Genomic DNA, 22,615 nt, shown 5'->3' with positions numbered 1-22,615 from the left:
AGCCGATGAAAGCAGGTCGCCATGGACCACGCCGCCCGCACCGACCCCGCCCGCACCGACCCCGCCCGCACGGACCCCGCCCGCACGGACGCCACCCCGGACCGTCCCACCCCGGCCGTACTCCAGGGCATCCAGGGGCGTCCGCTGCTCCTGACCGGCGGCAGCGTCATCACCGCCGACCCCTTGATGGGCGGCTGGGCGAGAGCCGATGTCCTCATCGGCGGATCGGTGATCGTCGGGGTGGGCCCGGGCCTGCTGACGGCGGCCGAGGACGACAACATGATCGTCATCGACTGCTCGGGCACGGTCGTCCTGCCCGCCGCCGTCGACTTCACCGCGCCCGGCCCGGTCGCCGCCCTCACCCCCGGGGCGCCCGCGGACATCGCCGTCCTGCGGATCGCCGACGAGCCGGCGGCGGCACCGCCGGGAGCCTTTCCGGCCCAGGGCGCCCGGCTGGACCTGCTGTTCATCGGCGGCCGGGTCCGGCTCCGGAACGGCCGTACCCCGGACGGCACCGCTCCCGGAGCCCCCTCCGACGCGACGGATCCCCCGGCCCCCTCCCACACCACCGACCACCCGTACACCGGTCTGTGGGTCGACGAGAACGACTTCGTCCGGCAGGAACTCCTGCCCGACGGGCGGTACGACGAGGCACGCGGAGAGCGGCGGAGCGCCTATCGGGGGCGCTACTGGATCGACGGCTCGCGCATCACCTACCTGGACGACCTGGGCTTCTGGGCCTTCGGCACATTCCGGGACAGCGTCCTCCGGCACGCCGGCTATCGCTTCACCCGGGCCGGGTGATCCGGAAGGGGCCCCGGCGAAGGACGCGGAGGCCCGGGGAAGGGCACGGGCCCCGGGCGAAGGGCGTTGACGCACCCCCAGCGTGCGCCCCGATGCTCGGTCGTGTCCCAGAAGCGAGCGGACGACGACACAGAGGTGCCCCTGACATGAGACTGTCCAGAACCGGCCGACCGTCCCGCAGCCGCCGTCTGGCGCTGCTGGCCACGGGCGCGACCGCCCTCGCGGCGCTTGTCGCGCCGCAGACCGGCGCCATGGCGGCGCCCACCGTACCGAAGGAGCCCGGGCCCGCCTCCGCCGCAGCCGCGGCCCACCGAGGGCCGGTCCTCGACGTACGGCAGACGGCCCGCGCCCAGGTGGACGAGTGCTTCCGGTCCATCGGCGGCCCGCGCCCGCAACCGCAGGGCGGGGTCTGCCCGTCGGGCTTCCAGCCGAAGATCAACGGCGCCTATGTCTGGAGCGCGGCACGCTCCGGTGACCACGCCTACTTCGGCACGCTCTCCAACATCACCTGCAACGCCTCCTCCACCTACTCCGGCGACACCACGCCCTACCTCGTGAAGAACGCGGATGTGTGCGAGTTCGGCAAGGGCACCAACGCCGGGGCGCTGGGCGGGATCTACGGTGACGCCCGCACCCCCCAGGTGCTGCGCGTCAACGCCGACACCCAGAAGGTGGAGGATCTGACACCGGCCTCGGACCCGCTGATCAAGCGCACCCTGGGGCTGCGCGGTGCCGCCGCCCACGACGACGTGGTCTTCCTCTTCGGACAGTCGGTGAACGAGGGCCAGGCCGTGGGCCAGAGTCTGTCGATGTTCGCCTTCGAGGGCAGCACCGGCACCTTCCTCGGCTCCAGGAACTACACCGACCTGGTCAGCGCGCGCGGCGGGGTGGTGGCCCCGGACGGCAATCTCTATCTGGCGGGCCGCGCGCCCGGGGTCAACGGCGGCCGGGTGCTGCGCTGGACCGGTGACAAGGAGAACCCGTTCGCCTTCGAGGTCGTCGCCCAGCTGGAGAACGACCCCGGCTATCTCACCACCTTCGAGGACCGGCTGGTCGCCTCCGGCTGGGGAACGCAGCTCCCCGGTGAGCGGGGCGCCGTCAGCGGCGGCCCCGCGAAGGTCTGGATGAGCCCGCCGATCCCGTCGTCGGGGCTCACCTTCGACGGCGCGGCGGCCTGGCGGCCGATCTTCTCCTGGGACGCGTACGACCCGGACCCGGTCCTCGGCAAGGGCGTCGCCTGGGGCGCGCTCACGGAGTGGCGGGGCGAGCTGTACGTCGGCAGCTACAACCAGGCGTCGGTGGGCGCGGTCCAGACCCTGTGGAAGGCGTACGGGCAGCCCAAGGGCGACACCCTGCGCAAGCGGGACATGATCTCGGCGAGCCGCCCGGCCACGCTCTTCCGGATCAGCGACCCGGGCACCGAGAAGCAGCGGACCACCCTGCTGTACGGGGAGGAGAAGCTGCCGGTCTTCGATCCGAACACCAAGCGGTGGAGCGCCAAGCCCAATCTGCTGGGGCAGAAGCCGAAGTTCGGCCCGTCGGGCTTCAACGGCAATGTCGCCAACTCGTACGCCTGGACCTTCACGGTCTTCCAGGACCGGCTGTACATGGCCACCTTCGACGGCAGTGGGCTGATCACCCCGGGTTCGCACTTCACCGCGGTCAACAACGGGCTGTCGCGGACGGTGAAGAAGCAGCTGGAGTCGGTGGTGGGCCCGTCGCTGAAGGCCACCCTCGGCGGTGGGGACGTCTGGCGGATGGACGACCCGGCCCGGCCGGCCGTGGCCGAGACGCTGAACGGCTTCGGCAACCGCTCCCAGCACGGGGTGCGGGTCTTCCTGCCCTTCGAGGACAAGGGGTTCCTGTACGCGGGCATGGCCTCGTCCTGGAATCTGCGGGCGACCGCCAGGGACCGCGGCGGCTGGGAGTTGAACCGGCTGACTCCGGGGGCGAAGCGGGCACCGCTGGACACCCGGCTGCCCAGGGACGCGCGGGAGGCCGCGGCCGGCGCCGGGGTCACCGGTTTCTGACCGCCGCGCCCCGACCCGGCCCGTCCGCGCCGGATGATCCGGCCCCGTCCGCCCTGCCTGCCCTGTCTGCCCGCCCGTCAGGCCGTCAGGCCGTCATGGCCGTCATGGCCGTCATGGCCGGTGGGCGGGGCCGGGCTCCGGTCGGCCACCGGGGGCGGGCATCGGTCAGCGGCCGGGGGCGGGGCGCCCCGGACCGGCCCGCTGGGCGTCACGGCCCCTGTTCACCAGCCGGGTGACCTGCTGGCGGGAGCGGCCGGAGACCCGGGCCAGCTCGGTGAGGGTGAGGCCGCCGTCGTCGACGGCGGCCCGGTAGCCCTCCCCCCGGGCATCGGCCAGGGCGCCGTTCAGGGCGCGGAACGCGACGGAGAGATCCGTCCACGCCGTATGGGCGGACCCGCCGCCGAGCACTGCGGGCGGCGGGCCCGGCCGGCGGGTGGCGCGCAGCTCCCCCAGGGAGTCCTCCACGCGCTCCAGGGCGCCGTGGAAGTCCCGGCAGGCGGCCAGGACGGTGTCGATCAAACGGTAGAACTCGGCGAGTTCCCCGCAGGGCGCCCCCACCGCACGGCGCGCGGCATCCTCCGGGCCTTCCCCGTCCCCTGGTACGTCCGTCCCGGTCCGTCCTCGCAACGGCATCGCGGCTCCCTCCCCGAAGGTGCGTCAACTCCGGCCCAAGTGAATCGGATCCATCTATTTCTGTGAAGTTATCATCGGCTTTTTCCTGAGCCCATGGACCAGCAAGTGAAGTGCCACTAACCTATGGACCCCATGGCCAGCGGAGGTGGCCCCGCACGGTGCGCACTCCCGACGAGACCGGCCCGTACCCGGGTGAGATGCGGCTCCCCACCACCGGAGCACCGGACCACCGGGCGGAAGGAGCCCTCATGCACCCCCACGAAGCGCTTCCCCAGGAAACACAGGGAGCACACGGAACTCAGGGAGCCCAGGAGCCCAGGCGACGGCCGGGGCGCGCCCGCCGCTTCCGCCGCCTCCTCGGTCTCTCCGGCGTACTCGGCGCGCTCCTTCTCACGGCCACCGTCTCCACCCCCGTCCAGCCCGCGACGGCGCAGCCCGCGCGATGGGCCGGCGGGGTCACGGTCGAGGGCCCGCCGCTGAGGACACCGCCGGAGCGGCTGGCCGCGGCCCTGGACTGCCCGGCGGACTTCCCGCGCTCCCGGCGCGAGCCCGTCCTCCTCGTCCATGGCACGGGGGTGGACGCCGATCTCAACTGGGGCTGGAACTACGCCCCCGCGCTCCGGGACCGGGGGTACGACGTCTGCACCGTCGATCTGCCGGACCGGTCGACCGGGGACATCCAGGAGTCCGCCGAGTACGTCGTCCACGCCGCCGCCGCGCTGCACACCGCCACCGGCCGCAGGACCGATGTCATCGCGCACAGCCAGGGCGGCCTCCAGATCCGCTGGGGGCTGACCTGGTGGCCGGGGCTGCGGGGGATGGTGGACGACGTGGTCAGCCTCGGCACGCCCGAGCACGGCACCTCCGCCGGTGATCTGCTGTGCACCCTGCCCTGTGCGGCGGCGGCACACCAGATGACCCGGGGATCGGCCTTCCTCACCGCGCTGAACTCCGGTGACGAGACCCCCGGGAACGTGGACTACACCTCGATCCACACCCGTGACGACATGGTCGCCACCCCGCACCGGACGGCGGTGAAGGAGGGGGCGCGCAATATCGGTGTCCAGGAGGTGTGCGGCATCCGGCTGGTGACCCATATCGGCCTGGTCTACGACTCGGTGGTCTTCCGGCTGGCCCAGGACGCGCTGGGCCACCCCGGCCCCGCCGACCCCCGGCGCCTTCCGCCCGGTGCCTGTCTCGGCGATCCGTACCTCCCCGGAGTCGGCCTCCTCGAAGTCGCCCATGCGACGACCGTAGTGGCCCCGGCGGCGGCGAAGGCCCTCGCCGAGGCCCCGCGCGGCCACCGTGAACCGCCCCTGCGCGCGTACGCCTCGGGGTGAACGGCGGCGCGGGCTACGGGGCCGGGGCCAGTGAGGTCACCAGGTCCGACGCGGTGAGCAGGCGCACCGTGCGGGCGTCCAGGGCGCCGGGGTACAGGGCGTACACCTCGCTGCCCGCCGGGAGGTCCGCGTCGCCGTGGAGGAGATACCCCAGCTGGGGTCCGTCGGCGCCGGACACGGGCCCGGGGTCGTCGTCCGGTGTGCCGATCCGGCCGGCGAAGGCCCCGGCGTCCTCGGTGTCCCGGCGGCGATAGACGGTGGCCGTGCCGTCCGGGTGCCGGAGCACCACGGTGCGGGCGCGGGCCGCCGCGTGGCGGACGGCGAGTTCGAGCAGCCCGACCCGGGCGCCCGAGGCGAACAGGCCGGTGAGCGACCGGCCGAGGGTGGTCAGATGGTTCACATGGCGGTGCACGGCGTGGCGGGTGCCGGTGACGCCGCGCACCACATCGAGCCAGCGCAGGGTGCGGGCGGCCACATCGATCACCAGGGGCACCGAGGCGCGGGCCGGGCTGGTCAGATCGAAGCGCTGCTCGACCTGGCGCGGGTCGAAGACCGGTCCGCTGCCGCCCGGACCGTCACGGACCATCAGCCCGGCGAAGGCCTCGGGCAGTTCCGTGAACGGGGTGTCGCTGTACGAGAAGACCGCGACGACCAGGTGGCGCACGCCCGCCCGGTCCAGCCGGTCCAGGTCGAGGTCGATGAACTCGGAGGCGCCGGCGGGAGGCGGTGCGCTGGTCAGGTCGCCGGAGTGGACCGCGGCGTCCGTCCCGTACCGGAGGTTGGTGTAGTCGCAGGTGCCCAGGTGCCGCCACGCGGCGTCGAAGAGGGCGGCGGAGAGGTCCAGATCGTCGCCGTCGGGGCCGGGGTTGTCCATCCAGTGCAGGAAGAGCCGTACCGTACGGCCGTCCGGCAGGGGGAGTTCGCTGCCGCGCGGCAGGGTGTGCAGGGCGCGGGAGGCGGTGCGCTCGCCGAAGGGCGCGATCAGACCGGCGAGGGCGGTGTCCACCACGGCGACGGCCGCCCGGGGCAGTTCACCGGCGCGCCGGAGCACCTCGCCGTCGAGGATCTCCACGGCCCGGGCGGCGGCCCCGGGGGGCAGCGGGTCGCGCCGCTCGGGTTCGATGTGCGGCTTCGCGGCCGCGCCCTTGGGGAAGAACACCCGTTCCCCGGCGGCGCCCTCACCGCGGTGGCGGGCGCGGAGCGCGCCGAGTGCGGAGACGAGGACGGCCGGAGCGGCCCCGGGGACGGCCTTCTCCAGGACGGTCGTCACGGCCTCGGCGGCCGGTCCGTCCGTCGTCAGCCGCAGCAGATGGTCGAGGCGGCGCAGCAGTTCGCCCGGCCGCCGGGCGAGCAGATCGAGGGCGGTGGTGACATCGGCGGCGGCGACGGCCGCCTCGACCCGGGCGGTCCAGGACCGTACCGTCACCCGGTCGCCGGAGGCGTCGATGTGCGGGAGTCCCCGGGCCGTGTCGCGCAGGGTACGGGAGAGCGCGTCGTCGGTGAGGCGGAGTCCCCGGAGCACGGCGAAGCCGAGGGCGGTACGTGGATGGCGGCCGGCTTTCTCGAAGGGGTGGAGCCGCTCGGCGGCGTGCAGCCATGCCTTCGGGTGCCGCAGCAGGTCCTCGGTCAGGAGAACGGGGTCGAGCGCGTCGAGGGCCCCGAGGAGGGCGCGGCGCAGCGGGCGCGGTACGGGGCCGAAGCGGGGCGGTTCGGTCAGGCCGGGGTCGCCGCCGGAGCCCACCACGAGCAGCCGCAGGACATCGGTGGCCGTGGTGATCAGGCGTACCGCCGCGGGGACGGTCGTGGTGTGGTGCCCGGGGTCGTGGAGGAGCCAGGCCAGCAGCCGGGCCTTGGTCTCCCGGCCGGGTATCTCCCCGGGCAGCCATGAGGTGTCGGCGCGGTCCCCGGCCTCGTCGAGCAGCACGGCGAGGTCGTCGGTGTCCTGGGGGCCGAGGGCGTTCGGGCGGGCGAGCAGGGCGGCGAGTTCCGCCGCCGCGTCGGCGGCGCGGGCGGCGGGGCCGCCGCCGTGGGCGAGGATCCGGGTACGGGCCGGGAGCGCCCGGTCGGGGGCGGCTGCGGGCCGGGGGCGGGAGGGCCGCAGAAAGGGGCTGTCGGCGTCGATCCGGCGGTGGCAGACCGGGCAGGCCGAGAGGTCGGCGCCGTCGAAGCAGGCCCCGCAGACCAGATGGGCGCAGGGCCGGACCGGCCGCACGGTGCCGTCGGTGCCGCAGAGCACACAGGGCTGTTCGGGGGCCTGGAGGAGCAGGGTCAGGACCCGGTCGACGTAGAAGGCGTCGGTGTCGTGGGGGGTGCTGTGCGGGAAGTCGCGGAAGAGCGGGGTGTGGTCGCGGTCGGCGCCGAGCGCGGAGTCCACGGCGGCCAGCAGGGCGGTGCCCTCGCCGGCGAGGGTGGTGGTGTCGAGCGCCCCCAGCGCCCGGCGGAGTCCGGGTGCCAGCAGAAAGCCCCGGTCGAGGAGGTCCGTCTCCAGCAGCGGGATGCCCAGGCCGGCGGGGACGGGCGGGGCTCCCCCGGAGACCGGTGCGGTCCCTTCGGGTGTGTAGACGGCGCCGCGCCGGGCGAGCAGCACCTCGGCGAGGGTACGCCGACCGCCCTTCGTGGACCTGCCCACCGTGCTCCTCAACTCCGTGCGTCGTCATGGGGCCGGACACCAGGCCCCGGACATAGAGTCCCGGGCACGAGGGGACGGCCACCAGGTCCCGGGCACAAGGTCCCCCGGCACAGGATCAGGGTGCGGGGCGGAAATTCGGCGCGCTGAAGTGGTTTTCCTCGCGAAAAGGAAGTCAGAAGGAAGCCCGCCGGGGAGCCGCCCCGCGCCGCCGACAGTAGCAGCAGTCGAACGGGTGGGCGGCGGGATTTTCCGGGCCGCCACCGGCCTCGGGTGACGGGTGACGGGCAGGCCGCCGGTGGCGGGTGAGGGACAGCCACCGGCCTCGGGTGACGGGCGGCCCCCTGGCACGGGCCCGGTGGCGCGATCGTTCAAGACACCCCCGGCCGCCCGGCCTACCGTTCGCCCCGGAGCGGGAGAGGCCCGGGGAAGGGGAGGTCATGGCGGAGGAGTACGCGAGTGCCAGGCTGCTGGAGCTGGTCCGGCACGCCCTGGCGGCCGAGGGCATCCATGCCGTCCCGCCCGTGAGCGACGGCGCGCTGCTGCCGTTCGCCGCGAAACGCGCCTTCCTGACGGGTGTCGCCCACGACCACGGCCTGCTGCCCCTGCTGCGCGTCGGCTCGGCGCTCCCGGCGGCCTCCTCCGACCCCGCTGTCTCGGCCCTGCTGAGCGCCGTGGGCCCGCACGATCTGTTCGAACGGTGGCAGCGGCTGGAGCGGTTCACCCACTCCCGCCACCGGGTGGTGGTCCGGGAGCACGGCACGGGCCATCTCCTGGCGGAGCACATCGGACCGCCCTCGGCGCCACCGGAACCCGCCGAGGACGCCCTCGTCCTCGGTGTGCTGACGGTGCTGCTGTCGCTGTGCGGGGCGCGGGACCTCGTGGTCGCCACCGGCCACGACGGGCCGGTCACCGTGTTCACGGACGGCGCCTTCACGGCCGCGCCACGACTGCGGGACAGCGCCCTGTGGCGGTTCACCTGGCCGCATACGGCACCCCCCGTACGCGCCCCGGCCGAGGACGCCGGTCAGGACGCGGCCTCGCGGGCGTACCGGCTGCTCGCCGCCGATCCCGCCCGGCGGTGGACACTCGGCTGCCTCGCCGCCGAGCTGGGGCTTCCGCCCCGGAGTCTCCAGCGGCGGCTGAGGGACGCGGGAGGCTTCAGCGGACTGCTGGCGCGCGTACGTACGGAGATCGCCGCCGAGCTGCTGATGCACGGCGGGCACACCGTCAGCGTCATCGGCTTCGCCTGCGGCTATGCCGACCAGCCCCATTTCACCCGCCACTTCAAGGTGCGGACCGCCATGACCCCCTCGGTCTACCGCGCGGCGTTCCGGCGGCCGGCCCCCGATGGGCCGGCGGCCCGTACCCAGGAACCGACGAACAGAAGGACCTCATGAACCTCACCGGCAGAACAGTGCTCGTCACGGGCGCGACCCGAGGCGTCGGCCGGGCCCTGACCCGGCGGCTGATCGGGCTCGGTACGCACGTGGTGGCCGTGGGCCGGGACCCCCGCGGCCTGGCGGATCTCACCGCCGAGTACGGCGACCGGGTGTCGGCCGAGATCCTGGACCTCTCCGACACCGACGCCGTCGACGCCTTCGGCGACGGGCTGCCCGACCGGTATCCCGAGCTGTCCGTGGTCGTCAACAACGCCGGGGTACAGAACCTCAGCGACTTCCTGAACGGCGATCCGCGCGATCTGCGGCCGGTCCTCCGGCGGGAGCTGGCCGTCAATCTGGATGCCGTCATCACCCTCTCCACGGGCCTGCTCCCCCATCTCCGGAACCGGCCGTCGGCCGCGATCGTGAACATCGGCAGCGGGCTGGCCGTCATCCCCAAGGCATCGGCACCCGTGTACTGCGCCGCCAAGTCCGCGGTGCGGACCTTCACCCGGGCCCTGCGCTACCAGTGCGAGGAGTCCGCGCCCCAGGTCCGGGTGATGGAGGTGATCCTCCCTCTCGTGGAGACCGATATGACCGCGGGCCGGGGCCGGAACAAGATCAGCCCGGACGAGGCGGCCCGTGCGGTGATCGCGGGCATCCACCGCGACCGGGCGGAGATCCCGGTCGGGAAGGCCCGTCTGCTGCCCGCGCTGATGCGGATCGCCCCGTCCGTCGGCTACCGGGCGCTGCGCCATGGCTGACGCCCCGGCCGCCGCCCACCGCGCGCCCACCACCCGTACCGGACGGATCCTGGCACGGCTCGACCGCGCCGCGCACCGGCCGTGGTTCCTTCCGGCGCTCGCCGTCTTCCCGCTCGGCGACTACGCGCTGCCGGTCCTGCCCAACCAGATGCTGCTCATGGGGGTTTCGGCGCTCCACCCACGGCGCTGGCCGGCCGTCGCCCTGACCTTTGCCGTCGCCTCCGCCCTGGGCGCGTTCCTGGCGGCGACGGTCGTACAACTGGCCGGGCCCTGGCTGCTGGAGACCTTCGGCGACGCCGCTCCCGGCCGGGACGAGCTGCGGGAGGCCGCCGCGCGGGTGGCGGAGCACGGTCTCTGGGCCCTCGCCCTGCTCTCCCTGCTGCCGTGGACACCCCGGGTGGCCGTGCTGGCGTGCGCGCTGGCGGGCATCCCGCCGTGGTCCATCGCCCTGACCGTGCTGGCGGGCCGCTGGGTGCCCATGACGCTGCTCGCCGCCGTCGGCGCGCGGGCACCTCATCTGCTCCGGCGCTTCCGGCGCACCGAACGGATCCTCTCCGAGGTACGGGGAACGCGCGCCGCGCCGCCGTCCTGACCGGGGGAAACACCCCCGGGCCGCGGGCCGTTCAGCCGATCGGGGCACTCGGGCCACTCGGGGCGGCGGTGTCGTCCGACGGTGGTCCGGGGCGTGTGTGGAGGATCTCGCGGGCCTGCTCGGCGGCGCGGGCGATGCTCTCGGAGACGAAGTCGACAAAGCGGGCGATGTTCTCCAGGCGGTCGGCGGCCCGGGTCCGGGGGCCGAGGACACCGACGCCCTGCCGTGCGATCTCGACGAGCTGGGCGCTGGCCCGGGCGCTGGCCATCATCGACTGGTACCAGACGTCGTCGTCGACGACATAGCGCTCGCGGCGGCGTTCGTCGCGCTCCCGGCGGATCAGGCCCTGACCCTCCAGGAACGCGACCGCCTTGGAGACGGACGCGGGGCTGACCTGGAGATGCCGGACGAGTTCGGAGGCGGTGAGGCTGCCCGTGTCGGTGAGGGTGAGACAGGCCAGCACCCGGGCCATCATCCTGGGGCTGCCCGAGGCCATGAGGACGGTGGTGAACAGCTCCTCGTACGCGCGCACGGCCTCGGCGTCGCGCCCATGGAGGGGTGCCGGGGCCGGGGCCTCCCGGGTCGCGGCCGGCCGGCGCCGGTGGGCGCGGCGCTCGGTGGCGAGGTGGGCCAGATCGGCGCGGTAGGCGGTGGGCCCGCCGTTGCGCGTCACCTCACGGGTGACCGTCGAGGTCGGGCGGTCGAGGCGCCGGGCGATCTCCGCGTAGGCGAGGCCGTCGGCCATCCCCAACGCGATCTGCCGACGTTCCTGCTGGGTGAGCCTGCCTCCCGGCACGGTGGCCTCCTCTTCTGGTCCATGGTGCCCCCACCTTAGCTTTCACTCTCAACCCATTGCAACGAACACGGAGGCCTCATTGCGTTAACCTTAAAGGTCGTTGCAACGATTTCACCGCTCCGACCTGCATTTATGTCGATTCTGCGCAACACGCTTATTGATGCTTCCGCGAACGCAACGTAGCTTTTCCCTTGTCGGAAACAACGAGACGCCAGCACGGAACCGCAAGGAGAACACCATGCAGAAGTTCGACACCACCGCCCCCATCTCCGCCGTCCTCGACATCCCCGCGGGGCGCGTCCGGTTCATCGCCGCCGACCGGGCCGACACCACCGTCGAGGTCCGGCCGGCGGACGCCTCGAAGGGCCACGACGTGACGGCGGCGGAACGGACCACCGTGGAGTACGCCGATGGTGTCCTGCGGATCGGCGCCGCGCCGGCCGGGAACCGGGTCGTCGGCCACTCCGGGTCCATCGAGGTGACCGTCCAGCTGCCCGCCGGCTCCCGCGTCGAGGCGAAGGCGGCCGACGCCGAGTTCCGGGGTGTGGGACGCCTCGGCGACGTCACCCTCCAGGGCGCACACGGCTCGATCAAGCTCGACGAGACCGCGAGCGCCCGCCTCACCCTCCTCGCCGGCGGCATCTCGGTCGGCCGTCTGGGCGGCGCGGCGGAGATCAGCACCCAGAAGGGCGACATCACCGTCGCCGAGGCCGTGCACGGCACGGTCGTACTGCGCACCGAGGCCGGCGATGTGTCGGTCGCCGCCGCCCGCGGGGTCGCCGCCTCCCTGGACTCCGGCACCACCTACGGCCGTGTCCACAACGCACTCGCGAACAGCGCCGGCACCATCGGCCTGGCCATCCACGCGACCACCGGGTACGGGGACATCACCGCCCGCAGCCTCTGAGCCCCACCCGGCCGAACTGAGCCCCCCCGGCCCAACGGGGCCGACGCCGTACACGACGCCACGCCGCCAACACCTCGGACTCCTCCCGGTGTTGGCGCGGCAGGCCCATACTGGGGGTGTGGCGATCTACAACAGCATCGGTGCGAGCTACACCGACACCCGGCGACCGGACCCCCGTATCGCCGCCAGGATCCATCGGGCCCTCGGCGGTGCCGCCACGGTGATCAATGTGGGGGCCGGCACCGGCTCCTACGAACCACCGCAGACGGTCCTGGCCGTCGAACCCAGCTCGGTGATGATCGCCCAGCGGCCGGCCGGATCCGCGCGGGCCCTGCGGGCGTCCGCGGAGTCGATCCCGCTCGCCGACGACTCGGCCGACGCGGTGATGGCCCTCCTGACCGTGCACCACTGGAGCGACCTGGAGGCCGGCATCGGGGAACTCCGCCGCATCGCCCGGGAACGGATCGTCGTCCTCACCTTCGACCAGGGGGTCAGCCGCGATATGTGGCTGTTGAAGGAGTATCTGCCCGAGGTGCTGACCCCGGCCGACGACGCACGGGCGTTCGGGGTCGATCGCCTGGTGACCCTGCTGGGCGGTGCCCGCGTGGAGACCGTCCCCGTCCCGCACGACTGCACCGACGGCTTCCTCGCCGCCTTCTGGCGGCGGCCCGAGGCCTACCTCGATCCGCGGGTCAGGGCGGGTATCTCGATTCTCGCCCGGGCCCCGGAGGAAGTCCTCCGGCCGGGTCTGGAGCGGCTCTCCGACGACCTGTCATCGGGCCGGTGGCACCGACGCCATGCCGACCTGCTCGACCGCGAGGAGATCGACGCCGGCTACCGCCTCCTCGTGGCCCCGGGGTGAGCGGACCGGACCCGGTGGTGCCGGAGGTCAGCCCTCGGAAGCCGGGCCCTCGGGATGGGGGATCTCGTGGCGGCGGGCGGCCAGTTCGCCCCGGGAGCGGATGCCGAGCTTCGCGTAGATCCGCGTCAGGTGGTACTGCACGGTCTTGACGGAGATGAAGAGTTCCGAGGCCGTCCGCTGATTGCTCGCGCCCTGGGCGACGAGCCGGGCCACGGCCTGTTCCTGGGCGGTGAGCGGGGAGGGGCCCGAGGTGCCCCGGCCGGTGCTCACCCCGCCCGCCTGGAGTTCGCGGTCGCAGCGGTCGATGTAGGTACGGGCGCCGAGGGCACGGTAGGCGTCGCGGGCGTTCTTGAGGACCGTGTCGGCGTCCCGGCGCTTGCCCGCGCGGCGCAGGGTCTGCCCGTACGCGAAGTTCACCCGCGCGCGGTCATAGGGCAGGGGGAGGCTGCCGAGGTGGGCGAGGGCGGCCTCGAACGCCTCGCGCGCGGCGGCGACATCGCCCCGGGCGGCCGTGATCCGCCCCCGGACCAGGCCCAGCCGCGCCTGCGTCGACCGGTGCCCCCGGCGGGCCGCCAGCTCCTCGTACGGGGCGAGGAAGGCATCGGCCTCCTCGACGCGGTGGGTCATCACCAGGGCATTGGCGTAGACGTCCTGCCAGGGCCAGAAGCCGGGTTCGTCGATACCCGCCCGGTCCGGCAGCCGGACCACCGGGGCGAGGGCCTCGACCACCCTCGCGTAGTCGCCGCGGGCCTCCGCGACCTGGGCGCGGGCCAGGCAGGAGGGGACCACCATGACCTCGTAGTGGTGCATACCCGCCGACGCCTCCTCCAGATGGCGTTCGGCCGCCGCCCAGTCGCCCCGCAGGGCGTGGATCTGCGCCCCGGTCCAGTGCACCGCCGGGCGGACGAGTTCGATCCTGACCTCGGTGAGCCGGGCCGCCGCGCGGTCGACCGTCTCCAGCGCCTCCGGCCAGGCGCCCAGCGCGAACTGGGTACGGGCCAGCCAGGCCCTGGCCCAGAGCGAGATCCGGGTGGAGCCCATCCGGTAGCCGGTGGGCACGGCCCCCTCCAGTTCGCGGCGGGCGGCCTCGGGGGCGTCATGGGCGAGGTCGACCCAGCCGCGTCCGAGCCGGAACCGCTGGGACTGGGCCCCTCCGGAATCCTTGGCGAGGGCTCTCTCGTAGACGGCGACGGCCTCCTCGGGGCGCCCCAGGGCGGCGAGTCCGAGTCCGAGCACCGCCTCGGACTCGATGGCGGAGGGGTCGCCGGGGTCGGCGCACTCCAGCGCGCGCCGGGCCCAGGCGACCAGGGCGGGCGCGTCCCAGCGGCCCAGGGCGTGCAGGACCCGCCGCTGGCAGATCCGGGCCATCAGATCGGGCCGCTGTCCGGGGACACAGCCCTTCTCCGCCTGGCCGAGGAAGGTCTCGGCCTCCGCCGAGCGGCCCCGCATGATGGCGAGATAGCCGAGGACGACATCGCGGAGGGTGCCGGCGGGGAAGCTCTCCAGCTCCGCGGCGAAGGCCGCGGCCCGGGGTACGTCCCCGGCCGCGATCATGGCGTCGACGGCGCGCAGCAGCCGGTCCTGGCGGGCGGCCCGGTCCGTGCTCAGCCGGCTCGCCCGGACCAGGGCGTCGGCGACGGCGGCCCACTCCCCGGCCGAGGCCCGCTCGGCGGCGTACCGGTCGAGTTCCCCGGCGAGTTCGGCGTCGGCCGTGGTGGCGGCGGCGCGATGGGTGAGCCGCAGGCCGGGGTCCTCGGCCAGCTCCGCCGCGCGGCCGTGCAGCTCGCGCCGGCGGGCCAGGCCGATCCCGGTACGGACGGCGGCCCGGGTCAGGGGGTGGGGGAAGGAGAGCAGGGTACGGCCCGGTTCGACGGTGGCGGTGAGCAGTCCGGCGGCGCAGGCCTCGTCGGCGGCGGGCAGGGCGTCCGCCAGGTGGACGAGGGCGGCCGCCGAGGCGACGGGGACGGCGTCCGCGCCCCCGCCGTCGTTGTCGCCGCCGCTGTCGCCGTCGACCAGGACGGAGCACGCCTCGACCAGGGCGCGGGCCGCGTCACCGCAGCGGGCGAGCCGGTGCCGTACATCGGCGGTCCAGCGGGCCGGGGCGGGGAGGGCGGGCTGCCGGTCCCGCCAGGTCTCCCGGGGCACCTCGTCGAGCAGCCGGAGGATCTGCCGGGGGTTGCCCCGGGTGTGCCGGCCGAGATGGCGGGCGGTGGGGAGGGAGAGCGCGGGACCGGCGGTGGCACGGGCCAGTTCCCGGATCTCCTCGGGGCCGAGCGGACCGAGCCGTATCGCCCCGTCGCGGTGGCCGTCGAGGAATTCCAGGGTCTGTACGGGGACCTCCTCATGGGGTCCGTGGAGGTCGTCCCGGGCGAGCAGCAGCACGAGGACCCGCTCCGTGGTGAGGGCGCGGACGGCGGAGCCGATGGCGCGCAGGCTCTCCGGGTCGGCCCAGTGGGCGTCGTCCACGACCACCGCGAGGGGGCCCTGCCGCTGGGCGTCGGCCCAGAGCCGGTGGAGGCACGCGCCCGCGCCGAGGACCGTCCGAGGGGAGACGGGTCCGGGGGCGGGGGCCGGCGCGCAGGCCCGCGCCAGCTGTTCCGCCAGACCGAGCGGCTGCCCGGACTCCCAGGGCACCCCGGTGACCCGGACGATCCGCAGCTCCCGTGCCGGAGGGCCCTCGTCCCCGGGCGATGCCGGAGAGGCCAGGGAAGTGAGCGAGACCAGAGGGGCGGTGGCGGCCCCGGGAGACACCGGCGGCCCGGTACGCCCGGAGGGTCCGGGGAGCCCGGCGGCCGGGGCCGGCCCGTCCGGTACGGGCTGCGGCGGGCCGGTCCCGGCGGCCCGCGCCGCGAGGACATGCCCGGCGAGGGCCGTCTTGCCGCTGCCCGCCGGGCCCTCGATGAGCACCACCGAGGGGCGGCCCGCGCGGGCCGCCCGGAGCGCACAGGCCAGCGCCGCGATCTCCCCGGCCCGTCCGATCGGACCGCGCTGGTCAGGGCGGTTCTCCATGGGTCAGCACGCTAGCACTGCGGCCGCCGACACCCACCGGCCCGCCACGACACCCGCCTTGCCCCGGGCCCGCGCTCACCCCGGGCCGGGCGAGCACCTCGTGCCGCCGAGGACCGAGTCCCCCGGCGGACCCTTCCGACCGAGGCCCGGCACGGCGTTCCCGCGAACGGGCCCGGCCGGAGCACCACGCAGGAGACCCGTCACCGCGCCTGTCCCGGGTGGAGGCTCGGGGCCCGGGGCGGACCCTTCCGGCCGCAGCACCGGCACCACGTGCGTCGGAACGCGGGCGGGACCGACCCGACCCGGGCCACCACGCGCGGGCCCGGGAGCCCTCACTCGACCGGCGCCGGGGCAGCACCCCGTACCGAAGACCCCAGGCCGGGGGCAGCCCTCTCCCGCCCCAGCAGCGGCACCACGCCCGCGAGAACAGGCCAGGCCGGAGCGCCGCGCAGAGCCCCGGCACCACGCCTGTCCCGGGCCGGGGCCGGGCAGACCCCTCGCACGCCCCGGGCGATCCGAAGGGACCCCCGCTCGACCGGCCCCGGGGAAGGAGGCCACACACCGAACCCCCGGACCCAAGGCGACCCTTCCGGCCGCAGCACGGGCACCGCGCCTGCCCGGAACCGGGCCCTGGCCCTGGCCCTGGCACGGCAGGACCCCTGGCACCGGACGCCGCCGGCCGGGAACGGCTCAGCCCAGGTCGCCGCCCGCGACGGGCAGGACGGTTCCCGTGATGTAGGAGGCCTCGTCGGAGGCGAGGAAGACGATCGCCGCCGCCTGCTCCTCCAGCGACCCGTACCGCTTCATCGGCGAGGAGGCCACCGTCTGGTCCACGATCTGCCGGTACCACTCCTCCTCCCGGCCGCCCTCGGGCGCGGGCCCGCGCGGGATGCGGCGGGCGGGCGCTTCGGTGCCGCCGGGGGCGGTCGCCACGACCCGGATGCCATAGGGGGCGGCCTCCAGGGCCAGTGCGGTGGTGATGGCGTTCACCCCGCCCTTGGCCGCCGCGTAGGGCACCCGGTTGACGCCCCGGGTGGCGACGGAGGAGACATTGACGATCGTGCCGGAGCGCCGCTCGATGAGATGGGGCAGCACGGCCCGGCACATCCACAGGGTCGGGAAGAGGGAGCGCTCGATCTCGGCGCGGATCCGGTCGGGGGTGTAGTGCTCATAGGGCCTGGCCCAGATGGTGCCCCCGACGGTGTTGACGAGGCAGTCGATCCGGCCGTCCCGGGCCAGGGCCGCCGCGACCGCCGCCTCCGCTCCCTCGTACCGCTCCAGATCGGCGACGACGGCGGCCCCGCCCACCTCGGCGGCGGCATCGTGGACGGCTTCGGCGCGGTCGGCGAGGACCACCCGGGCCGATTCCGCCGCCAGCCGGCGGGCGACGGCGAGCCCGATGCCCTGGGCGGCCCCGGTGACCAGGACCGTACGGCCGCTGAACCGGCCCGGATGCGCGATCACCGGGCGGCCCCCGCGGTCTCCTTCGCCGGGGCGAACCGCTCGTAGTGGAAGGCCGCCGGTGCGATCCCGAGCGCGGCGACATGGCTCCGCACCGCGTCGACCATGGGCGGCGGCCCGCAGAGATAGATGTCCACATCACCGCCGTGCAGGGTCTCCGCGTCGATGAGCCCGGTGACAAAGCCCTTGTTCCGTGCGCGGGAGGCCGGGTCGGCGACACAGTGGTCGAAGGTGAAGCCGGGGATGACGGCGGCGTAGTCGGCGAGGGTGTCCAGATGGACCAGGTCCTCGTCGGTGGTGACGCCATAGAGGAGATGCACGGGGTGGGCGACCGGTGCCTGGCCCTGGCCCTGGCCCTGGCCCTGGGCGAGCTTCTCCAGCATCGACAGCAGAGGGGCGAGCCCCGTACCCCCCGCCAGGAAGAGTGCGGGACGGGTCAGCGGACGGAGGTAGAAGGTGCCCATGGGGCCGGTGAATTCGATCCGGTCACCGGGCCGGGCGCGCTCGGTGAGATAGCCGGACATCGCACCGCCGTCGACGATCCGGACCAGGAAGGAGGCCGCCCGCTGGTTCGGCCCCGAGCTGAAGGAGTAGGAGCGGTGCTGATCGGTACCGGGGACCGTGATGTTGACGTACTGGCCGGGCAGGAAGTCCAGCGTCCGGCGGTCGTCGAGGTCGAGGGTGAGGCCGACGACGCGCCCGGAGTGCCGCTCGACGGCCGTGACCGTCGCGGTGTGGACGGCGGCCGAGGTCCGGGCGGCGGCCGAGGTGGCGGGGACCCGCAGCACCAGATCGCTCAGCGGGGTCATCTGGCAGGGCAGACAGTAGCCGCTCGCGGCCTCGTCGTCGGTCAGCGCCTCCTCGATGTAGTCGCCGCCGTCGTAACTGCCCGACTCGCAGTACGACTTGCAGGTGCCGCAGGCCCCGTCGCGGCAGTCGAGCGGGATATTGATGCGTGCCTTGTACGAGGCGTCGGCGACGGTCTCGCCCGGTCGGCAGTCGATGAAGCGGGTGATGCCGTCCTCGAAGCTCAGGGCGACCTGGAAGGCCGTGGGGGTGCTCATGGGGTACTCGATTCGGACCTGTCAGACGTGGTACACGTCGACGACATGGTGGACGTAGTCGTTCTTGAGCACGACCTTCTTGCTGAGGATCAGCGGGGCGTCGCCGGAGAAGTCGACGCGGTAGAAGGAGGTGCCGAAGTAGGTGTCGACGCTCTGGTAGCGGTAGTAGAGCGTGAACCAGTTGAAGCGCACCTCCACGACGCCGCCGGACTCCCCGGTGATCTCCACATTGGTGATGTTGTGGCCGGTGCGCGGCTCGGGCAGGCTGGTGGCGCTGGAGCGATCGGTGCGGATACGGAAGACCCGGTCCTCCAGGCCGCCCCGGTTGGCGTAGTAGATCAGTGAGATCTCGGTCCGGGGGTCGCGGGTGAGTTCCTCGTCGTCGGCCCAGGCCGGCATCCAGAACTCGGCGTCCGGGTGGTAGCACTCCAGCCACTTCTCGAACTCGCGGTCGTCGAGGTGGCGGGCCTCGCGGTAGAGGAAGCGGCGGACCGTCTCCAGCGGCACGGCGGGGGCATCGGCCGGAGCGTCGACCGCGGGATCGGCCGGGGCATCGGACAGCGTCATGGTGGTAGGGGGTCCCTTCGGGTCGTGGCGCGGTCGCCGCGGATGTTCCGTACGGGGTCGGTCAGCCGTCCAGCGCCCGGCGCAGGGTCCGCTGCCAGTAGCCGTGCTGGATCGGGTAGAGGCCCTCGTCCTCCGTGCGCACCCCGCTGGCGAGGGGCTCCAGACCGATGAGCCGGGCGTCCTCGTCGGGGCCGTCGATCTGGTGGACCGCACCCCTGCTGAGGTCGTTCCACGGCGCCGCGCCCGCCAGATAGGTCTTCTGACAGGAGCGGAACTCCTCAAGATCGTCTGGCGTGGCCATGCCAGCTGCGTTGAAGAAGTCCTCGTACTGGCGGATCCGCAGGGTCCGTGCCTCGGCGCTCTCCCCCTTGGGGGCGATGCAGTAGATCGTGACCTCCGTCCGGTCCACCGAGATCGGCCGGAAGTGCCGGATCTGGGAGCTGAACTGGTCCATGAGATAGACATTCGGATAGAGGCAGAGATTGCGGGAGACGCCGATCATCCAGTCCGCCTTCGCCTCCCCGAACGCGGCGACCAGCTCGTCGCGCCGGTCGTGCAGGGGGCGGTTGGCGGGGTCGAGCCACTTCGTCCAGAGCAGCAGATGGCCGTGGTCGAAGGAGTAGAAGCCGCCCTGCTGCCGGGACCAGCCCCCGGCGTCCATGGTCCTGGTGTCATTGGCCGACTCCCCGGAGGCGCGGCGCGCCTGGGTGGCCGCGTAGTTCCAGTGGGTCGCGGAGACGTGGTAGCCGTCGGCCCCGTTCTCCGTCTGGAGCTTCCAGTTGCCGTCATAGGTGTACGTGGAGGAGCCGCGCAGCACCTCCAGCCCCTCGGGCGACTGGTCGACCACCATGTCGATGACCTTCGCGGCCTCACCGAGGTGCTCGGTGAGGGGGACGACATCCGGGTTGAGGCTGCCGAAGAGGAATCCCCGGTAGCTCTCGAAGCGGGCGACCCGGGTCAGGTCGTGGGAGCCGTCGGTGTTGAACTGCTCGGGATAGCCGGCCCCGCGCGGATCCTTGACCTTGAGGAGCCTGCCCGTATTGCTGAACGTCCAGCCGTGGAAGGGGCAGGTGAAGGTGGTGCGGTTGTCCGTCTTGCGGCGGCAGAGCATCGCGCCCCGGTGGCTGCACGCGTTGACGAGGGCGTGCAGCTCGCCCTGCTTGTCGCGGGTGACGACGACGGGCTGGCGGCCGATGTAGGTGGTGAAGTAGTCCCCGGGCCCGGGAATCTGGCTGTCATGGGCGAGATAGACCCAGTTGCCCTCGAAGATGTGCTTCATCTCCAGCTCGAAGAGTTCCTCGTCCGTGAAGACGCTCCGGCGGACGCGGTACACACCGCTCTCGGGGTCCTCCTCCAGAGCGTCCTCGAGGATGGCCCGCGCACGGCCCCGGTCATCGGCCATGGTCTGGTCCCTTCGATCGTTACGGCTGCTTTTCAGCACCATGACACCGAGGTGAAGCCTGCGGCCCCAGGCGTTTCCCCAGGGTTGACCCAGGGGGGTATTGATATCTCCCGCATATCAATACGCTGCATTCAGATATTTGTTGCGTATGGGATCCGGTCCCTACGATGAGGCGCAATCGAGGGAGATTCCGATGGAACTCAGACACCTCCGGTATTTCGCCGCGGTCGCCGACACCAGCCATTTCGGCCGGGCCGCCGAGCGGCTGCACATGGCCCAGCCGCCGCTTTCCCAGGCGGTCCGCCGGCTGGAGCGGGAACTCGGTGTCGCACTCTTCGCCCGCACCACCCGGCAGGTCACCCTGACCGGCGCGGGCGAGGTGTTCCACGCCGATGTACGGCGCATCCTGACGGCCGTGGACGAAGCGGTGGCCCGTGTGGAGCGGTTCGCCGCCGGCGCGGCGGGAGTGCTGCGGATCGGTCTGACGGGATCCGCCTCCTATCGTCAGCTGCCCGCCCTGGCGCGGCTGGTCAAGCACGCCCTGCCCGGGGTGACGCTGGAGGTGCACACCGAGCTGCTGACCCCCGCCCAGGAGGCGGGGCTGCTGGATCTCCGTCTCGATATGGGCGTACTGCGCCCGCCGGTCCGCCGGGAGGGCATCGCCCACCGGGCGCTGGCGGACGAGCCGCTGGTCCTGGCGGTGCCGGAGGAGCACTGGCTCAGGGGGGCGGAGTCGGTACGGATGGCGCAGCTGCGGGAGGAGGACTTCATCCTGTACCGGGCCGAGCTGGGCTCCGTCGTCCATGAGGCGGTGATCAGCGGCTGTCTGGCGGCGGGTTTCCGGCCGCGCCGCGCCCATGAGGTCGCCGAGACCTCCACGGCGCTGGCGCTGGTCGCCGCCGGGCTCGGTGTCGCCGTGCTGCCGGACTCCATCCGGGCCGCCCGCCGGGAGGGCGTGGTCTGCAAGGAGATCGTGGACGCGCCGCCCGTGGGTCTGGTGCTGGCCTGGCGCGCGGACGACGCCTCACCGCTGCTGAGGAATCTGCTGGAGACCCTGGAAGCACACGGCATGTTCGGCACACCCGGGGAACACCCGGAGAAACAGCCCGGGCATCAGTCCGGCTGCCAGATCGGGTGCCGGTCCGAGTATCCGCCCGAATATCGGCCCGAGTATCCGCCCGACTATCGGCCCGACCATCAAGGAGAGAATCCCGACGGGGCACGGCATGAAAATTACCGGAATTGAGACGATCCCCTTTGCCATTCCCTACCGAAAGCCGCTGAGATTCGCCAGCGGTGAAGTGCACACCGCCGAACATGTCCTGGTACGGGTGCACACCGACAGCGGTCTGACGGGAACCGCCGAGGCGCCGCCGAGGCCGTACACCTACGGCGAGACCCAGGAGTCGATCGTCGCCGTGATCGACCGGGTCTTCGCCCCCCAGCTGCTGGGGCTCTGCGCGCTGGAGCGGGAGACCGTCCACGCCCTGCTGGACCGGACCGTCGGCAACCCGGCGGCCAAGTCCGCCCTCGACATGGCGCTCTGGGACATCCTCGGCCAGGCCGCCGGGGTGCCGGTCGCCACGCTCCTCGGCGGCTGGACCGACCGGATGCGGGTGAGCCATATGGTGGGCTTCGCCCCCGCCGGGGCCATGGTCACCGAGGCCCTGCGGATCCGGGAGACGTACGGCATCACCACCTTCAAGGTCAAGGTGGGCCGGCGGCCGTACACCGACGATGTCACCGCCTGCCGGGCGCTGCGCGAGGCCCTCGGCCCGGAGGCGGAGCTGTACATCGACGGCAACCGGGGGTGGACGGCCGCCGAATCGGCCCGCGCGCTGCGGGAGATGGCGGACCTCGGGCTGACCTTCGCCGAGGAGCTGTGTCCGGCCGACGATGTGCTGGGGCGGCGCTGGCTGGTGGGGCAGTGCACGGTCCCCTTCATCGCCGACGAGAGCGCGACCCGGCCCGCCGAGGTCACCCGGGAGCTGCTGGGCGGCTCGGCCACCGCGATCAGCGTCAAGACGGCCCGTACCGGATTCACCGCCTCCCAGCGGGTGTTGCACCAGTGCGAGGGGCTGGGTGTGGCCGTGGTCATGGGCAACCAGATCGACGGGCAGATCGGCACCCTCTGCTCGGTGGCCTTCGGCGCGGCCCATCGGTCGTCCACCCGGCACGCCGGTGAGCTGTCCAACTTCCTGGACATGAGCGACGACCTCCTCGCCGAGCCGCTCTCCATCGCGGACGGGGAGCTGCGGGTACGGGAGGGCGCGGGGCTCGGCATCGTCGTCGACCCCGACAAGCTGGCCCGCTACCGCCAGGACGGCTGAGCGGCCCGACTCCTTCCCCCTCCGCCCCCCCTTACCCCTCTGATCT

General features: G+C 73.5%; 18 protein-coding genes. 10 read left to right on the top strand and 8 right to left on the bottom strand.

What is annotated here, in order from left to right; translation table 11 throughout:
• Window positions 1–21 precede the first annotated feature (21 nt).
• Together ABT354_RS01730 and ABT354_RS01725 are read left to right on the top strand one after the other, a co-directional pair.
• A complete protein-coding gene (locus ABT354_RS01730; RefSeq protein ID WP_351487508.1) occupies window positions 22–804 on the top strand; it encodes an Atu4866 domain-containing protein in 783 nt (260 codons plus the stop codon).
• A 146-nt stretch (window positions 805–950) separates the two neighbouring features.
• Complete coding sequence (locus ABT354_RS01725; RefSeq protein WP_351487505.1) at window positions 951–2,834, top strand: hypothetical protein; 1,884 nt, start codon at window positions 951–953, stop codon at window positions 2,832–2,834.
• A 165-nt stretch (window positions 2,835–2,999) separates the two neighbouring features.
• Here the strand turns inward: ABT354_RS01725 and ABT354_RS01720 are convergent, their stop codons facing one another.
• A complete protein-coding gene (locus ABT354_RS01720; protein ID WP_351487503.1) occupies window positions 3,000–3,467 on the bottom strand; it encodes a hypothetical protein in 468 nt (155 codons plus the stop codon).
• 248 nt (window positions 3,468–3,715) lie between these two features.
• Here ABT354_RS01720 and ABT354_RS01715 point away from each other — a divergent pair, with 248 nt between their 5' ends.
• Window positions 3,716–4,807: an esterase/lipase family protein gene (locus ABT354_RS01715; RefSeq protein WP_351487500.1), complete on the top strand. Its 1,092-nt coding sequence runs from the start codon at window positions 3,716–3,718 to the stop codon at window positions 4,805–4,807.
• 13 nt (window positions 4,808–4,820) lie between these two features.
• Here the strand turns inward: ABT354_RS01715 and ABT354_RS01710 are convergent, their stop codons facing one another.
• Entirely contained in the window at window positions 4,821–7,436 is a 2,616-nt protein-coding gene (locus ABT354_RS01710) for an MXAN_6230/SCO0854 family RING domain-containing protein (RefSeq protein ID WP_351487497.1), read from the bottom strand.
• A 437-nt stretch (window positions 7,437–7,873) separates the two neighbouring features.
• Here ABT354_RS01710 and ABT354_RS01705 point away from each other — a divergent pair, with 437 nt between their 5' ends.
• Genes ABT354_RS01705 through ABT354_RS01695 form a run of 3 tightly spaced genes read left to right on the top strand, consistent with a single transcriptional unit; the run spans window position 7,874 to window position 10,171 of the window.
• Complete coding sequence (locus tag ABT354_RS01705; protein ID WP_351487493.1) at window positions 7,874–8,833, top strand: helix-turn-helix transcriptional regulator; 960 nt, start codon at window positions 7,874–7,876, stop codon at window positions 8,831–8,833.
• A complete protein-coding gene (locus ABT354_RS01700; protein WP_351487490.1) occupies window positions 8,830–9,579 on the top strand; it encodes an SDR family oxidoreductase in 750 nt (249 codons plus the stop codon). The genes ABT354_RS01705 and ABT354_RS01700 overlap by 4 nt, the downstream gene beginning before the upstream one ends.
• The gene (locus tag ABT354_RS01695; protein ID WP_351487487.1) at window positions 9,572–10,171 is read left to right on the top strand and encodes a VTT domain-containing protein; all 600 of its coding nucleotides are present in this window, start codon (window positions 9,572–9,574) and stop codon (window positions 10,169–10,171) included. The genes ABT354_RS01700 and ABT354_RS01695 overlap by 8 nt, the downstream gene beginning before the upstream one ends.
• Before the next feature lie 31 nt (window positions 10,172–10,202).
• Here ABT354_RS01695 and ABT354_RS01690 read toward each other — a convergent pair whose 3' ends face one another.
• Window positions 10,203–10,967 carry a helix-turn-helix domain-containing protein gene (locus ABT354_RS01690; RefSeq protein WP_351487484.1) on the bottom strand — a complete coding sequence of 255 codons (765 nt, stop codon included), beginning with the start codon at window positions 10,965–10,967 and terminating at the stop codon, window positions 10,203–10,205.
• A 238-nt stretch (window positions 10,968–11,205) separates the two neighbouring features.
• Between ABT354_RS01690 and ABT354_RS01685 the strand changes: the two genes are divergently transcribed.
• Together ABT354_RS01685 and ABT354_RS01680 are read left to right on the top strand one after the other, a co-directional pair.
• The gene (locus ABT354_RS01685) at window positions 11,206–11,874 is read left to right on the top strand and encodes a DUF4097 family beta strand repeat-containing protein (protein WP_351487481.1); all 669 of its coding nucleotides are present in this window, start codon (window positions 11,206–11,208) and stop codon (window positions 11,872–11,874) included.
• A gap of 118 nt (window positions 11,875–11,992) precedes the next feature.
• The gene (locus tag ABT354_RS01680; protein WP_351487478.1) at window positions 11,993–12,736 is read left to right on the top strand and encodes a class I SAM-dependent methyltransferase; all 744 of its coding nucleotides are present in this window, start codon (window positions 11,993–11,995) and stop codon (window positions 12,734–12,736) included.
• Between the two features lie 27 nt (window positions 12,737–12,763).
• Here the strand turns inward: ABT354_RS01680 and ABT354_RS01675 are convergent, their stop codons facing one another.
• From ABT354_RS01675 to benA, 5 genes are all read right to left on the bottom strand, one after another.
• Window positions 12,764–15,745 carry a helix-turn-helix transcriptional regulator gene (locus ABT354_RS01675; RefSeq protein ID WP_351487476.1) on the bottom strand — a complete coding sequence of 994 codons (2,982 nt, stop codon included), beginning with the start codon at window positions 15,743–15,745 and terminating at the stop codon, window positions 12,764–12,766.
• A 690-nt stretch (window positions 15,746–16,435) separates the two neighbouring features.
• Window positions 16,436–17,209 carry a 1,6-dihydroxycyclohexa-2,4-diene-1-carboxylate dehydrogenase gene (locus ABT354_RS01670; RefSeq protein ID WP_351487473.1) on the bottom strand — a complete coding sequence of 258 codons (774 nt, stop codon included), beginning with the start codon at window positions 17,207–17,209 and terminating at the stop codon, window positions 16,436–16,438.
• Complete coding sequence (benC, locus tag ABT354_RS01665) at window positions 17,206–18,270, bottom strand: benzoate 1,2-dioxygenase electron transfer component BenC (protein WP_351487471.1); 1,065 nt, start codon at window positions 18,268–18,270, stop codon at window positions 17,206–17,208. The genes ABT354_RS01670 and benC overlap by 4 nt, the downstream gene beginning before the upstream one ends.
• 21 nt (window positions 18,271–18,291) lie before the next feature.
• Window positions 18,292–18,837 carry a benzoate 1,2-dioxygenase small subunit gene (gene benB / locus ABT354_RS01660; RefSeq protein ID WP_351487468.1) on the bottom strand — a complete coding sequence of 182 codons (546 nt, stop codon included), beginning with the start codon at window positions 18,835–18,837 and terminating at the stop codon, window positions 18,292–18,294.
• 61 nt (window positions 18,838–18,898) lie between these two features.
• Window positions 18,899–20,239, bottom strand: coding sequence for a benzoate 1,2-dioxygenase large subunit (benA, locus tag ABT354_RS01655; RefSeq protein WP_351487465.1), 1,341 nt, complete (start codon window positions 20,237–20,239; stop codon window positions 18,899–18,901).
• Between the two features lie 193 nt (window positions 20,240–20,432).
• On the opposite strand from benA, the gene ABT354_RS01650 reads away from it, so the two are divergent.
• Both ABT354_RS01650 and ABT354_RS01645 read left to right on the top strand, forming a co-directional pair.
• On the top strand, window positions 20,433–21,485 hold the full coding sequence (locus tag ABT354_RS01650) for a LysR substrate-binding domain-containing protein (protein WP_351487462.1): 1,053 nt from the start codon (window positions 20,433–20,435) through the stop codon (window positions 21,483–21,485).
• Window positions 21,466–22,569 carry a mandelate racemase/muconate lactonizing enzyme family protein gene (locus ABT354_RS01645; protein ID WP_351487460.1) on the top strand — a complete coding sequence of 368 codons (1,104 nt, stop codon included), beginning with the start codon at window positions 21,466–21,468 and terminating at the stop codon, window positions 22,567–22,569. Before ABT354_RS01650 ends, ABT354_RS01645 begins: the two co-directional genes overlap by 20 nt.
• Window positions 22,570–22,615 lie beyond the last annotated feature (46 nt).

Origin of the sequence: Streptomyces sp. NPDC000594, from assembly GCF_040299965.1 — a bacterium.
Taxonomy (GTDB): Bacteria; Actinomycetota; Actinomycetes; order Streptomycetales; family Streptomycetaceae; genus Streptomyces.
The sequence above is the reverse complement of the archived record's forward strand: the minus strand, read 5'-3'. Positions and strand labels throughout refer to the sequence as shown.

Excerpts from the sequence above, each read along its gene's own strand:
- ABT354_RS01705 (WP_351487493.1), top strand. The coding sequence starts at position 7,874 with ATGGCGGAGGAGTACGCGAGTGCCAGGCTGCTGGAGCTGGTCCGGCAC.
- ABT354_RS01715 (WP_351487500.1), top strand. The coding sequence starts at position 3,716 with ATGCACCCCCACGAAGCGCTTCCCCAGGAAACACAGGGAGCACACGGA.
- benB (WP_351487468.1), bottom strand. The coding sequence starts at position 18,837 with ATGACGCTGTCCGATGCCCCGGCCGATCCCGCGGTCGACGCTCCGGCC.
- ABT354_RS01730 (WP_351487508.1), top strand. The coding sequence starts at position 22 with ATGGACCACGCCGCCCGCACCGACCCCGCCCGCACCGACCCCGCCCGC.
- ABT354_RS01695 (WP_351487487.1), top strand. The coding sequence starts at position 9,572 with ATGGCTGACGCCCCGGCCGCCGCCCACCGCGCGCCCACCACCCGTACC.
- ABT354_RS01720 (WP_351487503.1), bottom strand. The coding sequence starts at position 3,467 with ATGCCGTTGCGAGGACGGACCGGGACGGACGTACCAGGGGACGGGGAA.
- ABT354_RS01650 (WP_351487462.1), top strand. The coding sequence starts at position 20,433 with ATGGAACTCAGACACCTCCGGTATTTCGCCGCGGTCGCCGACACCAGC.
- benC (WP_351487471.1), bottom strand. The coding sequence starts at position 18,270 with ATGAGCACCCCCACGGCCTTCCAGGTCGCCCTGAGCTTCGAGGACGGC.
- ABT354_RS01685 (WP_351487481.1), top strand. The coding sequence starts at position 11,206 with ATGCAGAAGTTCGACACCACCGCCCCCATCTCCGCCGTCCTCGACATC.
- benA (WP_351487465.1), bottom strand. The coding sequence starts at position 20,239 with ATGGCCGATGACCGGGGCCGTGCGCGGGCCATCCTCGAGGACGCTCTG.
- ABT354_RS01725 (WP_351487505.1), top strand. The coding sequence starts at position 951 with ATGAGACTGTCCAGAACCGGCCGACCGTCCCGCAGCCGCCGTCTGGCG.
- ABT354_RS01700 (WP_351487490.1), top strand. The coding sequence starts at position 8,830 with ATGAACCTCACCGGCAGAACAGTGCTCGTCACGGGCGCGACCCGAGGC.
- ABT354_RS01675 (WP_351487476.1), bottom strand. The coding sequence starts at position 15,745 with ATGGAGAACCGCCCTGACCAGCGCGGTCCGATCGGACGGGCCGGGGAG.
- ABT354_RS01645 (WP_351487460.1), top strand. The coding sequence starts at position 21,466 with ATGAAAATTACCGGAATTGAGACGATCCCCTTTGCCATTCCCTACCGA.